This is a genomic window from Vibrio sp. SCSIO 43097 (assembly GCF_023650755.1).
Classification (GTDB): Bacteria; Pseudomonadota; Gammaproteobacteria; order Enterobacterales; family Vibrionaceae; genus Vibrio; species Vibrio alginolyticus.
The window spans coordinates 2,255,746-2,272,507 of sequence record NZ_CP071840.1 but is presented as its reverse complement, the minus strand read 5'-3'; the positions used below and the strand labels follow the sequence as shown (position 1 = coordinate 2,272,507).

Here is a 16,762-nt window from a genome sequence, read left to right as displayed (position 1 = left end):
ACAATGCGCTCGTTGTAGGGGGAGCTATGAAAACGCAATTTCAGTTTATTAATGACTGCTTAATCGAAAACCAATCTTTGTGGCGATTCGAGCCTTTTAAAAGCAGCATTCACACATCATTACCTTGGCAGGAGCAACATCCTCGACTGTGCCAATGGCTAGCGTCTCTTACTCCCTCTCAAATCGAAGAATACAAAGCAGCACCAGAACTCGCGTTAAAAGCACTTAGTCCGTTTTTGCCTGAGCTTGAACAACTCGCAGAACTGACTCATTTAGAGCTTTTGTCGTTAAACGGCTTGGAACTCGCTCGTGGTTTAGATAACGGTATTCCGGGACGTAAGTTGGAGCAAATTAGCTCGATGGGTGAAGCTGCAATTCAACAACACTGTGGCGAAGAATGGCTAGAATGGTGCTCAGGTAAAGGTTACTTGGGGCGAATCCTGACAACGCAAACCGATCAGCCTGTAACCAGCTTTGAATACCAACAAGCACTGTGCGATTCGGGGCAACAAGCAGCCAATGAACATCATTGGAAGATGACGTTTATTCAAGGCGACGCGTTTGATAGCAAAGCGAAAGCCGTGTTTAAGCCAACGCAACACGCAGTAGCACTGCATGCATGCGGTGACCTTCACGCTCGTCTAATGCAGTACGGCAGTGAAAATGGGATTGCTGCGATGACCATATCACCTTGTTGTTACCACTTGATTCAGTCGGAACAATACCAGCCGATGTCGGAATCGGGCAGGGCTTCTTCTCTCTCATTGTCTAAGCAAGAACTGCGTATCCCATTACAACAAACGGTGACAGGAGGAGAGCGCGTGCGTCGTCATCGTCAGCAGGAAATGATGTTTCGTCTTGGGTTTGATTTGATCACGCGACAAGCTTTGGGAATGGCAGAGTATCAGCCTGTGCCGAGTATCCGTAAGTCGCAATTAAGTGATGGTTTTGAATCGTTCTGTCGCTGGGCAGCGGAGCAAAAAGGCATTGTTCTTCCTCAAGAAATCGATTTCTCTCATTTTGAAAAGTTAAGCGAACAACGCTTCTGGCAAATGGAGAGAATGAGCTTAGTGCAACTTGTTTTTCAACGTCCGTTGGAGATCTGGCTCGCATTAGACAAAGTGCTTTATCTTGAAGAACGTGGTTACCGTGTTAGATTGTCAGAGTTTTGCCCTAAATCGGTCACACCTAGAAATATTTTAATTTGTGCATATAAGATTTAGTTATTCTTTATAGCCAAACGCTCTATATGAAAAAGCCCACTTATGAGTGGGCTTTTGTAAACAAAACGTGACAAGTTATGTTTTATTTTGTCATTAATTAAACATAGCGATAGCTTGAGTTGGTTCAACGTATTCCAAGTCAAAGCTTTCTGCTACTTCTTTACATGTTACTTTTCCGTGAATAACGTTTAGACCTTCAAGGAAGCCTTTGTCTTCTAGAAGTGCTTCGCGGTAGCCTTTATTTGCTAACTTCACGATGTATGGAAGCGTAGCGTTGTTGAGTGCAAATGTTGAAGTGCGAGCAACTGCGCCAGGCATATTTGCTACACAGTAGTGAACCACTTCATCAACGATGTAAGTTGGATCTGCGTGAGTTGTCGCGTGTGAAGTTTCGAAACAACCGCCTTGGTCAATTGCCACGTCAACCACTGCTGCACCAGGCTTCATCTTAGCAATGTGCTCTTTAGTGACCAGTTTAGGTGCTGCTGCGCCAGGAATTAGAACGGCACCGATAACAAGGTCCGCTTCTAGAACATGCTTCTCGATAGCGTCTTCAGTAGAATAAACCACTTTTGCGCGACCTTGGAATTCTTCGTCAAGCTTACGAAGTGTGTCTACGTTACGGTCTAGAATGGTGACGTCAGCGCGAAGGCCAACCGCCATACGAGCAGCGTTTGCACCAACAACGCCACCACCAACGATAACGACTTTTGCAGGTTCAACACCAGGTACGCCGCCTAGGAGCAGACCACGACCGCCGTGCGATTTTTCCAACGTTTGCGCACCAGCTTGGATAGACATCCGACCTGCCACTTCTGACATTGGTGCTAACAGTGGCAAACGACCCATATTATCTGTTACAGTCTCATAGGCTATACAGACAGCTTTGCTCTTGATTAGCTCATCAGTTTGTGGAAAATCTGGTGCTAGGTGTAAATAAGTAAATAAAATTTGCCCTTCGCGGAGCATTGCTCTCTCTACTGCTTGGGGTTCTTTTACTTTTACAATCATGTCTGCTTGCGCAAATACGTCAGCAGCATGAGGGAGAATGGATGCGCCGACAGCGATGTAATCATCGTCTGAAAAACCAATGCCGGCACCTGCATTGGTCTCAACTAAAACTTGGTGACCATGTGAGATGAGTTCTCTCACGCTAGCTGGGATCATACCAACACGATATTCGTGATTCTTGATTTCCTTAGGTACGCCAATGATCATCCTGTATCCTCTTTCTATAATGGTTGTATTAACTGTTAGTAGGGTGTTATTGTCGAATTAATAACTAGTATAGTTATAGATTTGTAAAATTTGGCACCAAATATTAAAAAGTTGTAGTATATTTTTTTGCAAGGAAGTAATAAGGTGGAATAAAAAATGGCAGACAACTATAAAAAGCCGTCCAAGGAACTAGACCGTATCGACCGCAACATTCTTAATGAGCTGCAGAAAGACGGTCGTATTTCAAACGTTGAGCTTTCAAAACGTGTGGGACTTTCTCCAACGCCATGTTTGGAGCGTGTACGTCGCTTAGAGCGTCAGGGTTATATCACAGGGTATACTGCATTATTGAATCCGCAGTTCCTGGATGCATCACTATTAGTATTCGTTGAGATTACGCTAAACCGTGGTGCGCCGGATGTGTTTGAGCAGTTTAACTCAGCTGTTCAAAAGCTAGACGACATACAAGAGTGTCATCTTGTTTCAGGTGACTTTGACTATCTTCTTAAAACCCGTGTATCAGATATGGGTGCTTACCGCCGACTATTGGGCGATACGTTACTACGTCTACCTGGCGTAAATGACACTCGCACATACGTTGTTATGGAAGAAGTGAAACAATCTAACCAGCTTGTGATCAAAACTCGTTAATTTCTTGCAAAGAAAGCGGTATATGCTTCCGCTTTCGCCAGAGAGTAATTGGGTTTTTCTCCTTGATATGGTTAAATCAATTTACCGAGCGGCTTGATGCCGCTCGGAATGTTTTGCAATTTCCTATTTCATTTCCATATTCAAGTTGATTTATGTTCAAAGAGAACGCAAAGAAAGTCGAAACCATTATCAAAACCAGTGAAGAGCCCCAGTCTTCACGCTTAAATGGCTTCCAACGCTTAAAAGAGTGCTGCTTTATCGTTGGCGTTCTTAGCTCGGTATTGCTTGCGGTTGCACTATTTACCTTCAGTCCGGCCGATCCTTCTTGGTCCCAAACCGCATGGGGAGGGGATATCGATAATGCTGGTGGCCTTTTCGGCGCTTGGCTAGCCGATACTCTATTCTTCACATTTGGCTCTCTCGCTTACCCAATCCCTTTCTTGCTAGCGGCGGCTGCATGGGTGATTTGCCGTAAACGAGGAGAAGATGAGCCAATTGATTTCATGCTATGGGGTACAAGGCTGCTCGGTCTGGTCGTCCTTATTATGACCAGTTGCGGTCTTGCCGATATTAATTTTGATGACATTTGGTATTTTTCATCTGGAGGTGTGGTCGGGGATGTATTGTCTAGCCTCGCTTTACCTACATTGAATGTACTCGGTACCACATTGGTACTGCTGTTCTTGTGGGGAGCGGGCTTTACGCTCTTCACTGGCATCTCATGGCTTAACATCGTGGAATGGCTTGGTGATCGTGCATTAGCACTAATTGCCGCGCTTGCAAATAAGGCAAGAGGTTCAGAGCAGGAAGTTTTAGAACCTCAGCTTGATGAGTTTGTAGAAGATAAAGTCTCTACGCCTAAACATAATGTAGACCATGAAATTGATGATGAGCCGCTTCCTCATTTAACGGCGTACGATGTCGATGAACCGAAAGAGCCGGCGCCAGCGCATGAGTATCCTATTTATATGCCGCAAGCTAAACCTGATAAGCCTGCGGAACAGGCGATGGTAGAACCGACGCCACCACAACGCAAGGCTACGGTTAATGCTGCGCCAGTTTATTCTGAACCTGAGCCTCAAATACAACCTATCCATACGGTTAACACTGATAACGTTGATCCGCTCTTGGAACGCACCAAGCAACTGAATGTTACGATAGAAGAGCTTGAAGCAGCGGCGCAACAAGCAGATGACTGGGGAACTGAAGAACAGGCTGCCCCATCATTTGCAGACACTTACTCTTCCTATGTAGAGCAACATACAGCTACAGAAGAACCGATCAGTGTTGAACCAGATTATGCGGAGTACGAACAATTTGAAGCAGAGCAAGTACAGCAGCCAAGTATTGAGCATCCTGTACATGAAGAGCCTGCAATTGATTCTGCTGTATTAGATAGCATCACGGCGCAAACAGAGTCGAGCCAACATATTGAGCCTACGATCTCTGACTTTGATGTGTTAGATGATGAAGACGAAGTGGAGTCTCAGCCTGCGCAGCAAGTACAGCCAACAACGCCTCATCAGCAAGCAGCAACACCTTCAACAACATTTGAACCTGCTCCTCAAAAAGTGGAAGTAGAAGAGGTCCAAGACAAGGACCAAGACGTTACCGCATTCCAAGATATGGTTTCCAATGCGCAAGCCAAAGTCGCTGCAACACAGAACCCATTTTTGGTACAGAAAGAAGAAAACTTGCCAGTTCCGGAAGAGCCACTCCCAACGCTCGAGTTGCTTTATCATCCAGAAAAACGTGAAAACTTTATCGACCGTGATGCGCTAGAGCAGGTCGCTCGATTAGTAGAGAGCAAACTCGCTGACTACAAAATCAAAGCCGATGTGGTTGGTATTTATCCTGGTCCAGTGATCACTCGTTTTGAGCTTGATTTGGCGCCGGGGGTGAAAGTAAGTCGTATTTCTGGTCTTTCAACTGACTTAGCGCGTGCATTGTCTGCGATGGCGGTACGTGTCGTGGAAGTAATCCCTGGCAAGCCTTACATCGGTTTGGAACTGCCAAACATGAGTCGTCAGACGGTCTATTTATCTGATGTCATCAGTAGCCCTCAGTTTGAGCAAGCAACGTCACCAACAACGGTTGTGTTAGGTCAAGACATTGCGGGTGAAGCTGTGGTGGCCGATCTTGCGAAGATGCCTCACGTGCTAGTAGCAGGTACAACAGGTTCTGGTAAGTCGGTGGGTGTGAACGTGATGATTTTGAGCATGCTGTATAAAGCAGGTCCAGAAGATGTACGCTTCATCATGATTGACCCGAAAATGCTAGAGCTTTCTATTTATGAAGGTATCCCTCATCTTCTTTCTGAAGTTGTGACTGATATGAAAGACGCATCAAACGCTCTACGTTGGTGTGTGGGCGAGATGGAACGTCGTTACAAATTGATGTCGGCATTAGGTGTACGTAATGTGAAGGGCTTCAACGAAAAATTGAAGATGGCAGCAGAAGCGGGCCACCCAATCCATGACCCGTTTTGGCAGGAAGGCGACAGCATGGATACTGAACCGCCATTGCTAGAGAAGCTGCCTTACATCGTCGTTGTTGTTGACGAATTTGCTGACCTGATGATGGTGGTAGGTAAGAAAGTTGAAGAACTGATTGCTCGCTTGGCGCAAAAAGCGCGCGCGGCAGGTATTCACTTAATTCTTGCGACTCAGCGTCCATCGGTTGATGTTATTACCGGTCTAATTAAAGCGAACATTCCAACTCGTGTTGCGTTTACGGTATCGACTAAAACGGACTCTCGTACAATCCTAGATCAAGGCGGCGCAGAATCACTACTTGGTATGGGTGATATGTTGTATCTACCGCCGGGATCAAGTCATACAACTCGTGTTCACGGTGCATTTGCATCAGATGATGATGTTCATGCTGTTGTAAACAACTGGAAAGCGCGTGGTAAACCGAACTACATTGAAGAGATCATCAGTGGAGATCAAACTCCAGAAAGTCTATTGCCAGGTGAGCAAATGGAAGCGGATGAAGATGTAGACCCGCTCTTCGATCAAGTTGTTGAGCACGTGGTTCAATCACGTCGAGGTTCGGTTTCCGGTGTTCAGCGCCGATTTAAGATAGGTTACAACCGTGCCGCCCGTATTGTAGAGCAGCTTGAAGCGCAGGGCATCGTAAGTGCTCCGGGTCATAACGGTAACCGTGAAGTACTGGCACCTGCGCCACCAAAAGATTAATGAACTTGTGTTACTCACCTCAGTCCAACTGAGGTGAGTGGTTCTAATAATAGGTATCTGAATGAAAAAACTATTTTCAGCGAAACTTTTCTCTGCGCTTGTTTTAAGCTTTTCCCTCTTTTCTACTGCACACGCAGCATCTCCTAAAGATGAATTAAACAAACGCCTTTCTATGAATGATGGCTTTAGTGCGGATTTCTCTCAGCAAGTTATCAGCCCTGAAGGCGAAACGGTGATGGAAGGAGAAGGCACGGTTGAAATCGCTCGTCCAAGCCTGTTCCGTTGGAGCACAACATTCCCAGATGAAAACCTACTGGTTTCTGACGGTAAGACATTGTGGTACTACAGCCCATTCATCGAGCAAGTGAGTATCTACTGGCAAGAACAAGCAACAGAGCAAACGCCATTTGTTTTGCTAACGCGTAATCGCGCAAGTGATTGGGATAACTACAAGATTTCCCAAAAAGGTGATGAGTTCATCCTCATTCCTACTGCAGTAGACTCCACACAAGGTCAATTCCAGATTAATATTGATGCTAAAGGTGTGGTGAAAGGTTTCAATGTGGTTGAACAAGACGGTCAAAAAGGTTTGTTCACCTTTAATAACGTGAAGCTTGGTAAACCAAAAGCAGACAGATTCACGTTCACAATTCCAAAAGGTGTGGAAGTGGATGACCAAAGGAATTAATTGGTAGTGAGCAATTACACATTAGATTTCTCGGGGGACGAAGATTTTCGTCCCCTTGCTGCTCGTATGAGACCGGAAACGATCGAACAATACATCGGACAGCAGCACATTTTAGGTCCCGGTAAGCCACTGCGCCGTGCGCTAGAGGCGGGTCACATTCACTCGATGATCCTTTGGGGACCACCGGGCACAGGCAAAACGACATTAGCAGAAGTGGCTGCAAACTATGCCAATGCTGAAGTTGAGCGTGTGTCTGCCGTGACATCTGGTGTGAAAGAAATCCGTGCAGCAATCGAGAAAGCACGTGAGAACAAAATGGCGGGTCGCCGCACCATCTTGTTTGTGGATGAGGTGCATCGCTTCAACAAATCTCAGCAAGACGCGTTTTTGCCGCATATTGAAGATGGCACGGTTACCTTTATTGGAGCGACGACAGAAAACCCATCGTTTGAGCTAAACAACGCATTGCTGTCACGTGCACGTGTGTACAAGCTAACGTCTCTCGACAAAGATGAAATCTCGTTGGCGTTGAACCAAGCCATTAGCGATAAAGAACGTGGGCTGGGTAATACGCCAGCACACTTCGCTGATAACGTATTAGACCGCCTAGCAGAACTGGTAAACGGTGATGCTCGTATGTCTCTCAATTATCTTGAGCTGCTTTACGACATGGCAGAAGACAATGCGCAAGGTGAAAAAGAGATCACGCTTAAGTTGCTTGCGGAGGTAGCAGGGGAGAAGGTCTCTCGCTTCGATAACAAAGGTGACATCTGGTACGACTTAATCTCTGCGGTTCACAAATCAATTCGTGGCTCAAACCCGGATGCTGCGCTGTATTGGTCTGCGCGTATGATTGCTGCTGGTTGTGACCCTTTGTATATTGCTCGACGCTTATTGGCGATCGCTTCTGAAGATGTAGGTAATGCTGACCCTCGCGCAATGCAAGTGGCACTGTCTGCTTGGGATTGCTTCACCCGAGTTGGTCCAGCAGAAGGTGAACGTGCGATTGCACAGGCGATCGTGTACTTAGCGTGTGCGCCGAAAAGTAATGCTGTTTACGTGGCATGGAAACAAGCGCTCACAGACGCTCATAACTTACCTGAATATGAAGTGCCGCATCACCTTCGAAATGCACCAACCAGTTTGATGAAAGACATGGGTTACGGTGCAGAGTATCGTTATGCTCACGATGAGCCTGGCGCTTACGCTGCGGGTGAGCAATATTTGCCACCTGAAATGGGCGATCGTAGGTACTATCAGCCGACAAATCGTGGTCTAGAGACCAAAATCGGCGAAAAGTTAGATTACTTGGCTACTTTAGACGCAAATAGCCCACAAAAGCGCTATGAAAAGTAGGCGTTTTTGGATACATTTGTTCAGTAAATTTTTTTAACGCGTACGCTTGGAAAGTGCGCGTGATTTCACAACAAAAAGCATAGGATTAACAATGCTGGATTCTAAATTACTTCGTACAGAGCTGGATGAAACAGCTGCTAAACTGGCGCGTCGTGGCTTTAAGCTAGACGTAGATACTATTCGTAAACTTGAAGAACAACGTAAGTCCATTCAAGTAGAAGTAGAAAATTTACAATCCACGCGTAACTCCATCTCCAAGCAAATCGGCCAAAAAATGGCGGCTGGCGACAAAGAAGGCGCAGAAGAAATCAAGAAACAAATCGGTACTCTAGGTAGCGATCTTGATGCGAAGAAAGTTGAACTTGAGCAAGTAATGGCTCAACTAGACGAATTCACGCTTTCTGTACCAAACATCCCAGCAGATGAAGTGCCAGATGGCAAAGATGAAAACGACAACGTTGAAATCTCTCGTTGGGGTGAGCCAAAGTCTTACGACTTCGAACTGAAAGATCACGTTGACCTAGGCGAAATGGGTGACGGTCTAGACTTCGCAAGTGCTGTTAAGATCACTGGCGCACGTTTCATCGTGATGAAAGGCCAATTCGCTCGCCTACACCGTGCAATCGCTCAGTTCATGCTGGATCTTCACACTGAAGAGCACGGCTACACAGAAATGTACGTACCTTACCTAGTAAACTCTGACAGCCTATTCGGTACTGGTCAGCTTCCTAAGTTTGGTAAAGACCTTTTCCACACTGAGCCGCTAGTAGAAAAAGTAAACGACGAAGAGCCACGTAAACTGTCTCTAATCCCTACTGCAGAAGTGCCAGTAACGAACCTAGTTCGTGACACGATTTCTGACGAAGCGGATCTACCAATTAAGATGACAGCTCACACGCCATGTTTCCGTTCAGAAGCAGGTTCTTACGGTCGTGATACTCGTGGTCTGATTCGTATGCACCAGTTCGACAAAGTTGAGCTAGTACAAATCACTAAGCCAGAAGATTCAATGAACGCACTAGAAGAGCTAACAGGTCACGCTGAGAAAGTTCTACAACTTCTAGAGCTTCCTTACCGTAAAGTGGTTCTATGTACAGGTGACATGGGCTTCGGCGCTCGTAAAACTTACGACCTAGAAGTTTGGGTTCCTGCTCAAGAAACTTACCGTGAAATCTCTTCATGTTCTAACATGTGGGACTTCCAAGCTCGTCGTATGCAAGCGCGTTTCCGTCGTAAAGGCGAGAAGAAACCTGAGCTTGTACACACGCTAAACGGTTCTGGTCTTGCTGTAGGTCGTACAATGGTTGCTATCCTAGAAAACAACCAAGAAGCAGATGGCCGCATTGCAATCCCTACAGTACTTCAGAAGTACATGGCGGGCGCAACGCACATCGGTTAATTCATTAACCACTAGAACACCAAAACCCAGCCTCAGTGCTGGGTTTTTTGTTATCTGCGTCGAGTGAAAATACGTTGTTATGTAATTAGCACACGCATTAGTGACGAGCTCGCCCAGAATCTGGCAGTACGAGATAAATGATATTTTTCTAAGCGGTATTTCACGTGACAAGCTAATTGCTTCATCTGCCCTTGTTGTTAAACGTTATGCCAGTAAATCATCTTTCATTTCTCGTAACTTTTGCGCTTACCTTACTCGTTAGTGAGAGTGTTATCGCAAGTAAACTTATCCAGCCTCAATACTTAGATAGTGAGCGAACCAACCGCTTTTTTACACGCCAAGTAGCGCAACCTTCCAAAGAAAATATGCAGCTTCGTAATTCACTCGACTGGGGATACGGGCTTGAGTTGGCAAGTGCGGCTGGTGACACGGAATCGGTGTCTAATTGCAAAGACTTAGCGATTGCAAACTCTGCGGGCTTTACTGCGGCTAAAGCTTATGAATACGGCGCGTATAAGGCGTATTTAACTCAGTGCCAAACATGGAGTGAGATGGCAAAGTTAACCGCCTCTAAGCGCTCATATATATCGAAATTTAAGTTAGATGATAGCTTTCCTAGTTTGACTCCAAGTGCGCTTGCTTTTGTTATTTCTAACGAAAGTGCTGAGAAAGCAAAGACACTATCAACGTGGGATGAAGCAGACCATATCCAAAGAACTCATGTCTCCAGTGAAGTGAGAGCAGAGTACTTCGACGCGACCGATGGCTTTCAAGTCATTACGATTGTAGCAAAAGGTGATTACAACGCTGACGGCATCGAGGATATCGTTATTGAGAAAGAGAATAGTGTACTCAGTGGCTCGTATTCATCTTCACACGGATATGTATTAACCCGTATGTCTGAACAAGCGCTATTTAAAGTGTTGGCTGAATGGTAATGAAACGGTTGGTGGCTACTTGGGGCTTAAGTGTTGCCATGATGAGCACGTTTGCCGTTGCTAGCACCTCGCCCAGAAAAGTCTTTGAATGTTCAGTAAACAAAACTATGAATTTTAGTATTTCGATAGAGCAAGGCAAAGGTGGGCTTATCTTTAATAAGTTCATTGTGAATCAAAGCCCAGTTTTACTGCGCATTAAACCTCAAGATTATCGTATCAAACATTACCATCGAGCGTTGGTAGATGAGAAGTCACTGGAATTTAGTATTGGTGAGCTCGTCATATTAGTCAGTGAGTACTTTAGCGAGGAGTTTGGTGAGGTAGAGAAGATACTCAGTGTTACTTTGAGAGAGCCTGAGCAAACGCAGTACTTTGAATGTGAGGAAGGGAGTATGAGTAACCTTGCATTGCTTTTCCATGAGAGTACCGAATAATCGTTTGCAGAGTAATTATTACCAAAACGTAATAGTGTTTTCGAATTTACCCTAATTATCTTGTTATTTGTAATCGATATAATCATCCACCTTACCACGGTAAGTAGATTTTCTCATTCAAGTAACGAGGAGGGCTTATGGCCGTAGGGTGGGCAAACGACGATAGCGTCAGCCAACAAATTCAAAACACAATAGACGACGAGATTTCCCGTGTTCGTGGCAGTATCACAAAGGGTGAGAGCACCCATTACTGCGATGAGTGTGGTGATGAGATCCCAGAAGCGCGTCGTCTTGCAATGAAAGGCGTTCGTTTGTGTATCGAATGTCAGTCAACAATCGAATTGGTATCTCAACGCCAAGCATTGTTCAATCGACGAGCGAGTAAAGACAGTCAACTTCGATAGCTTTACTGCTCTAATAAATAACGAGACGGTTTGAGTCTCATACTCAAACCGTTTTCGTATTGAATGGAACTATGAAGCGAAGCAGTCTTTACGTTGCAACGCTGCATCAATCGCGTTAACTAGCTTCTCAATATCTTCTGGCTTGCTGATGAACGGCGGCATCATATAAATCAGTTTGTCAAATGGACGAATCCACACTCCGTGTTCAACAAACAAGGCTTGGATGGTTTCCATATTCACAGGGCGAAGCGTCTCCACTACGCCAATAGCACCCAACCAACGGGTGTTTTTCACCAAGTCGTATTCTTCAAGTTTTGGTAGTAACTCAGAAAACAGCGTTTCAATTTGTTGGGTTTGTTGCTTCCAATCACCTTGCTCGATCAATTCCAAACTTGCAGTAGCTACGGCACAAGCGAGTGGATTCCCCATAAAGGTTGGACCGTGCATAAAACACCCAGCATCACCACCACAAACAGTGTCTGCTACGTGTTTGCTCGCGAGGGTCGCAGAGAGGGTCATGTAGCCGCCAGTAAGTGCTTTCCCGACACACAGAATGTCTGGTTGAATATCCGCATGTTCGCAGGCAAACAATTTACCTGTGCGTCCAAAACCGGTAGCGATCTCATCTGCAATCAATAACAGACCGTATTTGTCGCAAAGTCTACGCACGCCTTTGAGAAATTCTGGATGGTAGATGCGCATGCCACCTGCGCCTTGAACGATAGGCTCAAGGATCACCGCAGCAAGTTCTTGGTGGAGCGTTTCAATCTTGTGCTCGAAGTCGGTAAGGTCCTCTGGCTTCCATTCATCCCAATAACCACAAGTTGGTGACTCCGCAAAGATATGTTCAGGCAAAAAGCCTTTGTAAAGAGAGTGCATTGAGTTGTCAGGATCGGTAACCGACATCGCCGCAAACGTATCGCCGTGATAACCGTGTCGCAAAGTAAGAAACTTCGGTCGGCGTTCGCCTTTTGCATGCCAATATTGCAGTGCCATTTTTAAGCTGACTTCTACGGCAACGGAGCCTGAATCGGCAAGGAATACATGTTCAAGATTACTTGGTGCTAGGGACAGTAGCTTCTTACACAAACTGATTGCTGGCTGGTGGGTAATCCCGCCAAACATCACGTGAGAGACCTGATCGATTTGCTGGTGAGCGGCTTGATTTAAATGCGGATGGTTGTAGCCGTGGATCGTCGACCACCAAGAAGACATGCCATCGACAAGCTCAGTACCGTCTTCCAATTTAATGTGAACACCACTTGCTGATGCCACTGGGTAGCAGGTCAGAGGTGTCAATGTCGAAGTGTAAGGATGCCAGATATGCTGGCGGTCGAAGGCGAGATCCATGTGCGATTCCAATAACAATTAAGATTAAAAAACAAACAAATGTAAACTTTGTTCTTTTGTGTTGTGTTGACAGTTTATCGAGACTCAGTAGACTGTCAACACAACAACAAAAGTGACTAAAGGAATACACGTGGAAGTTCGTCATAACTGGACGCATGCTGAAGTGCGCGATCTCATGGAAAAACCATTCATGGATCTCCTATTCGAAGCGCAGCTTGTACATCGTCAATATCAACAAACCAACCATGTTCAAGTAAGCACGCTTCTGTCGATTAAGACAGGTGCTTGTCCAGAAGATTGTAAGTACTGTCCTCAGAGTGCTCGTTACACCACAGACATCGAGAAAGAGCGTCTGATGGAAGTAGAACGCGTACTCGATGCTGCGCAAAAAGCCAAAAATGCTGGTTCTACTCGATTCTGTATGGGCGCAGCATGGAAAAACCCGAAAGAGCGTGACATGCCACATTTGACCGACATGATCAAAGGCGTGAAAGGCATGGGTTTAGAAACGTGTATGACATTAGGCATGTTGACACCAGATCAAGCAAAACAACTGGCAACCGCAGGTTTGGATTACTACAACCACAACCTAGATACGTCTCCTGAATTTTACGGCAACATCATTACCACACGTACTTATCAAGACCGTTTAGATACGCTTTCTCACGTTCGTGATGCCGGCATGAAGATTTGTTCTGGTGGCATCATCGGTATGGGTGAGAGTGCCAATGACCGAGCAGGTTTGTTGGTTGAATTGGCTAACTTACCGGTACACCCTGAAAGCGTTCCAATCAACATGCTCGTGAAGGTAAAGGGCACACCGTTGGAAGAAGTGGATGATGTTGAGCCATTTGATTTCATTCGCCTGATTGCGATTGCACGAATCATGATGCCTCAATCAGCCGTTCGTTTATCCGCTGGCCGTGAAAACATGAACGAACAAATGCAAGCGCTGTGTTTTATGGCGGGTGCAAACTCCATCTTCTACGGCTGCAAACTTCTGACCACGCCAAACCCTTCAGAAGACAAAGACATGATGCTGTTCAATAAGCTCGGCATTAACAGCCAAGAGGTGTCTCAAAAGCCTGATGAAATCGAAGAAAATGAGTTACTCGATCGCGTCGTAGAGCGTGTTGCTGCTCGTCCAACAAAAGACGACCTTTTCTACGATGCCAGCGTTTAAATCTCGTATCGAGTCCGCCCTTGCTGAGCGTAAAACGCAAGGGTTGAATCGTTCTATGAATGTGGTGTTTGCCGGTAACCAGTCCGTTTTGGAACACGAAGGTAGACGCTACATTAATTTCTCAAGTAATGATTATTTGGGATTGGCCAATGACCAAGCGCTTGTTCGTGCTTGGCAGCAAGGTTTGAGTGTATACGGCAGTGGTAGTGGGGCATCACCGATGGTGACTGGCTTTAGTGCCGCGCACAGCAATTTAGAAGCCGCACTGACCGAATGGCTGGGTTACGACAGAGCAATTTTGTTTGGTTCTGGGTTCAGTGCTAATCAAGCCTTGTTGTTCACCTTGTTAGAAAAGTCAGACGTATTGATCCAAGACCGTTTGAACCATGCCTCACTGATGGAAGCGGGGACGTTGTCACCAGCTAAGATGAAGCGTTTCAAGCACAATGACATCGAGCACCTGAAATCGCTGATTAATAGCGAAGACAACCATCTGGTTGTGACTGAAGGGGTGTTCAGCATGGACGGTGATTGTGCGCCGCTCAGCGATATAGCTGAAGTCACTCGCAGTCATGATGCTTGGCTTGCTGTCGATGACGCTCATGGTATTGGCGTTCTTGGTCAATCCGGTGGTGGCTCTTGCGAGCATGCCGCGGTTAAGCCTGAGTTATTGGTCGTTACCTTCGGTAAAGCGTTTGGTACGTCTGGCGCAGCTATTTTATGTGACCACGCAACGGGGGACTTTTTAACTCAGTTTGCTCGTCACCATGTGTATTCCACGGCGATACCGCCAGCACAAGCGTATGCGTTGACTCATGCAGTCTCGATGGTTCAAGAGCAGTCTTGGCGACGTGAAAAGCTCTCTGAGCTTAGTGAAGTGTATCGAGATAGCCTTAGCGGCCTTGAGGGGTTTGTTGAGACTCAAACTTCGATTAAGCCCTTTTTGATTGGTGAATCTGAATTGGCTTTGCGAGTAGCAGGTGCTTGTCGCCAAAACGGTATTTGGGTGACTGCTATTCGCCCTCCGACGGTGCCTAAAGGAACGTCTCGTCTTCGAATAACACTCACTGCCAATCACACTAATGAACAAGTTAAAACGCTTTCAATCGCATTGAAGCAAGCATTAGGAGCGCTGTAATGGATAATGCAACTACCGCATTAGCGCAAACGCTTGCGTTAGAGAGTTTCCATCAAGATAAAGACGCGATTGCCTCTTCGTTTGGTAAAGCAGCAGAAACATACGATAAACATGCGGCTTTTCAACGTGATGTCGGGCATCAGCTGCTTGATAAACTTCCTGAAAACTTGACGGGAAAACGTGTATTGGATTTAGGTTGTGGCACGGGTTATTTCTCCCAACTACTTCAACAACGCGGTGCGGAAGTAGTCTGCGGCGATATCTCTCAAGCCATGTTAGATAAAGCAGAGCAGCGTTGTGGTGCAGTACGAATGCATTACCAAGTTGCTGATGCTGAAAACTTACCATTTGACGATGATAGCTTCGATTACGTGTTTTCAAGTTTAGCGCTGCAATGGTGTACAGATTTAAGTTACCCACTAAAAGAAGTGCGCCGCGTGCTAAAAAATGGTGGGAAAGCGTGGTTCTCTACACTGGTTGATGGATCACTGTATGAGCTGCGTGCATCATGGGAAAAAATTGATGCATATCAACACGTCAATAACTTTCTAACGCTCAATCAGGTAAAAATTGCGTTAGCGCAATCTCGATGTGACAGCCATCAACTAGACTTGACCACCATCACAGTTTGGTACGACTCTGCATTTTCAGTTATGCGTGACCTCAAAGGTATAGGTGCAAATCACGTAAGCGGGCGCTCACACGGTTTAACTAGTCGCGAGACTTTGTTAAAAGTTGAGCATGCGTACCAAGCGTTTAAAAACGATCAAGGTCTTCTACCTGCAAGTTATCAGGTTTGTTTTGGAGTAATACATCTATGATTGATGCTTTTTTTATTGCTGGTACGGATACTGATGTTGGAAAGACGGTAGCGTCTAAAGCCATTTTGCAAGCGATCGCCGCAAAAGGACTAAACACTATTGGTTATAAGCCAGTGGCAGCAGGGAGTGACAAGACTGAAGCCGGATGGCGTAACTCTGATGCTTTACACTTACAAGACGCCGCAACACTCGATGTGGACTATGATGATGTGAACCCATACGCTTTAGAGTTGCCTGCTTCTCCCCACATTGCAGCGAAGCATGAACATGTCGAAATAAGTTACGATGTTCTGAGTCAAAAACTGGCTCAACATAAGCAGCAAGCCGATGTTGTTCTCGTTGAAGGTGCTGGAGGCTGGCGTGTGCCAGTATCCGATACGGACTGTTTATCTACATGGGTAAAAGAAGAGCAGTTACCTGTTGTACTGGTGGTTGGCATTAAATTAGGCTGTTTGAGCCACGCTTTACTCACAGCAGAGAGTATTAAAGCGGATGGTTTGAATCTTGTTGGCTGGGTGGCAAACCGCGTCAACCCAGGCACAGAGCACTACGCTGACATTATCGAGATGCTAGAAGCACGTATCGATGCACCTAAGCTTGGGGAAATTCCATATATTCCAAGTGCTAAACGTAAAGAGCTAGGCAAGTACATTAATGTAGAGCCGTTGCTAAACACTGACTAATGGTGTTTAGGGTAAAAGACTAAAAAACCAAAGGGCTGCGCAATGCAGCCCTTTCTTGTTGGTGTAACCTAAAAAG

General features: G+C 45.8%; 15 protein-coding genes. 13 read left to right on the top strand and 2 right to left on the bottom strand.

The annotated features are described in order from the left end of the window. Positions 1-26 precede the first annotated feature (26 nt). Positions 27-1,223, top strand: a complete 1,197-nt coding sequence (locus J4N40_RS11090) for a methyltransferase (protein WP_250654248.1) — start codon at positions 27-29, stop codon at positions 1,221-1,223. A gap of 93 nt (positions 1,224-1,316) precedes the next feature. Here J4N40_RS11090 and ald read toward each other — a convergent pair whose 3' ends face one another. Continuing rightward, on the bottom strand, positions 1,317-2,441 hold the full coding sequence (gene ald / locus J4N40_RS11085; protein WP_005378241.1) for an alanine dehydrogenase: 1,125 nt from the start codon (positions 2,439-2,441) through the stop codon (positions 1,317-1,319). A gap of 156 nt (positions 2,442-2,597) precedes the next feature. Here ald and lrp point away from each other — a divergent pair, with 156 nt between their 5' ends. From lrp to J4N40_RS11045, 8 genes are all read left to right on the top strand, one after another. Beyond that, a complete protein-coding gene (gene lrp, locus J4N40_RS11080; protein ID WP_005378234.1) occupies positions 2,598-3,092 on the top strand; it encodes a leucine-responsive transcriptional regulator Lrp in 495 nt (164 codons plus the stop codon). A 152-nt stretch (positions 3,093-3,244) separates the two neighbouring features. Next, complete coding sequence (locus J4N40_RS11075; RefSeq protein ID WP_250654247.1) at positions 3,245-6,292, top strand: DNA translocase FtsK 4TM domain-containing protein; 3,048 nt, start codon at positions 3,245-3,247, stop codon at positions 6,290-6,292. A gap of 61 nt (positions 6,293-6,353) precedes the next feature. Then, entirely contained in the window at positions 6,354-6,980 is a 627-nt protein-coding gene (gene lolA, locus J4N40_RS11070) for an outer membrane lipoprotein periplasmic chaperone LolA (protein ID WP_009705737.1), read from the top strand. After that, positions 6,981-8,336 carry a replication-associated recombination protein A gene (locus J4N40_RS11065; protein WP_020196990.1) on the top strand — a complete coding sequence of 452 codons (1,356 nt, stop codon included), beginning with the start codon at positions 6,981-6,983 and terminating at the stop codon, positions 8,334-8,336. Between the two features lie 91 nt (positions 8,337-8,427). After that, a complete protein-coding gene (gene serS, locus J4N40_RS11060; RefSeq protein ID WP_005437179.1) occupies positions 8,428-9,735 on the top strand; it encodes a serine--tRNA ligase in 1,308 nt (435 codons plus the stop codon). Between the two features lie 206 nt (positions 9,736-9,941). Continuing rightward, complete coding sequence (locus J4N40_RS11055) at positions 9,942-10,673, top strand: ATPase (protein ID WP_250654246.1); 732 nt, start codon at positions 9,942-9,944, stop codon at positions 10,671-10,673. Next, a complete protein-coding gene (locus J4N40_RS11050; RefSeq protein WP_213966517.1) occupies positions 10,667-11,107 on the top strand; it encodes a hypothetical protein in 441 nt (146 codons plus the stop codon). Before J4N40_RS11055 ends, J4N40_RS11050 begins: the two co-directional genes overlap by 7 nt. A 137-nt stretch (positions 11,108-11,244) precedes the next feature. Next, positions 11,245-11,511, top strand: a complete 267-nt coding sequence (locus tag J4N40_RS11045; RefSeq protein ID WP_033905078.1) for a DksA/TraR family C4-type zinc finger protein — start codon at positions 11,245-11,247, stop codon at positions 11,509-11,511. Between the two features lie 69 nt (positions 11,512-11,580). Here J4N40_RS11045 and bioA read toward each other — a convergent pair whose 3' ends face one another. Then, positions 11,581-12,861: an adenosylmethionine--8-amino-7-oxononanoate transaminase gene (gene bioA, locus J4N40_RS11040; protein WP_064368027.1), complete on the bottom strand. Its 1,281-nt coding sequence runs from the start codon at positions 12,859-12,861 to the stop codon at positions 11,581-11,583. Between the two features lie 130 nt (positions 12,862-12,991). Here bioA and bioB point away from each other — a divergent pair, with 130 nt between their 5' ends. The 4 genes from bioB to bioD are packed head-to-tail and all read left to right on the top strand — an operon-like array spanning position 12,992 to position 16,686. Next, positions 12,992-14,044: a biotin synthase BioB gene (bioB, locus tag J4N40_RS11035; protein ID WP_025766889.1), complete on the top strand. Its 1,053-nt coding sequence runs from the start codon at positions 12,992-12,994 to the stop codon at positions 14,042-14,044. Next, entirely contained in the window at positions 14,031-15,182 is a 1,152-nt protein-coding gene (bioF, locus tag J4N40_RS11030) for an 8-amino-7-oxononanoate synthase (protein ID WP_025766888.1), read from the top strand. Before bioB ends, bioF begins: the two co-directional genes overlap by 14 nt. Further along, the gene (bioC, locus tag J4N40_RS11025; RefSeq protein ID WP_005388087.1) at positions 15,182-16,003 is read left to right on the top strand and encodes a malonyl-ACP O-methyltransferase BioC; all 822 of its coding nucleotides are present in this window, start codon (positions 15,182-15,184) and stop codon (positions 16,001-16,003) included. The genes bioF and bioC overlap by 1 nt, the downstream gene beginning before the upstream one ends. Next, positions 16,000-16,686, top strand: coding sequence for a dethiobiotin synthase (bioD, locus tag J4N40_RS11020; RefSeq protein ID WP_025766887.1), 687 nt, complete (start codon positions 16,000-16,002; stop codon positions 16,684-16,686). The genes bioC and bioD overlap by 4 nt, the downstream gene beginning before the upstream one ends. The last annotated feature ends 76 nt before the right edge of the window (positions 16,687-16,762 follow it).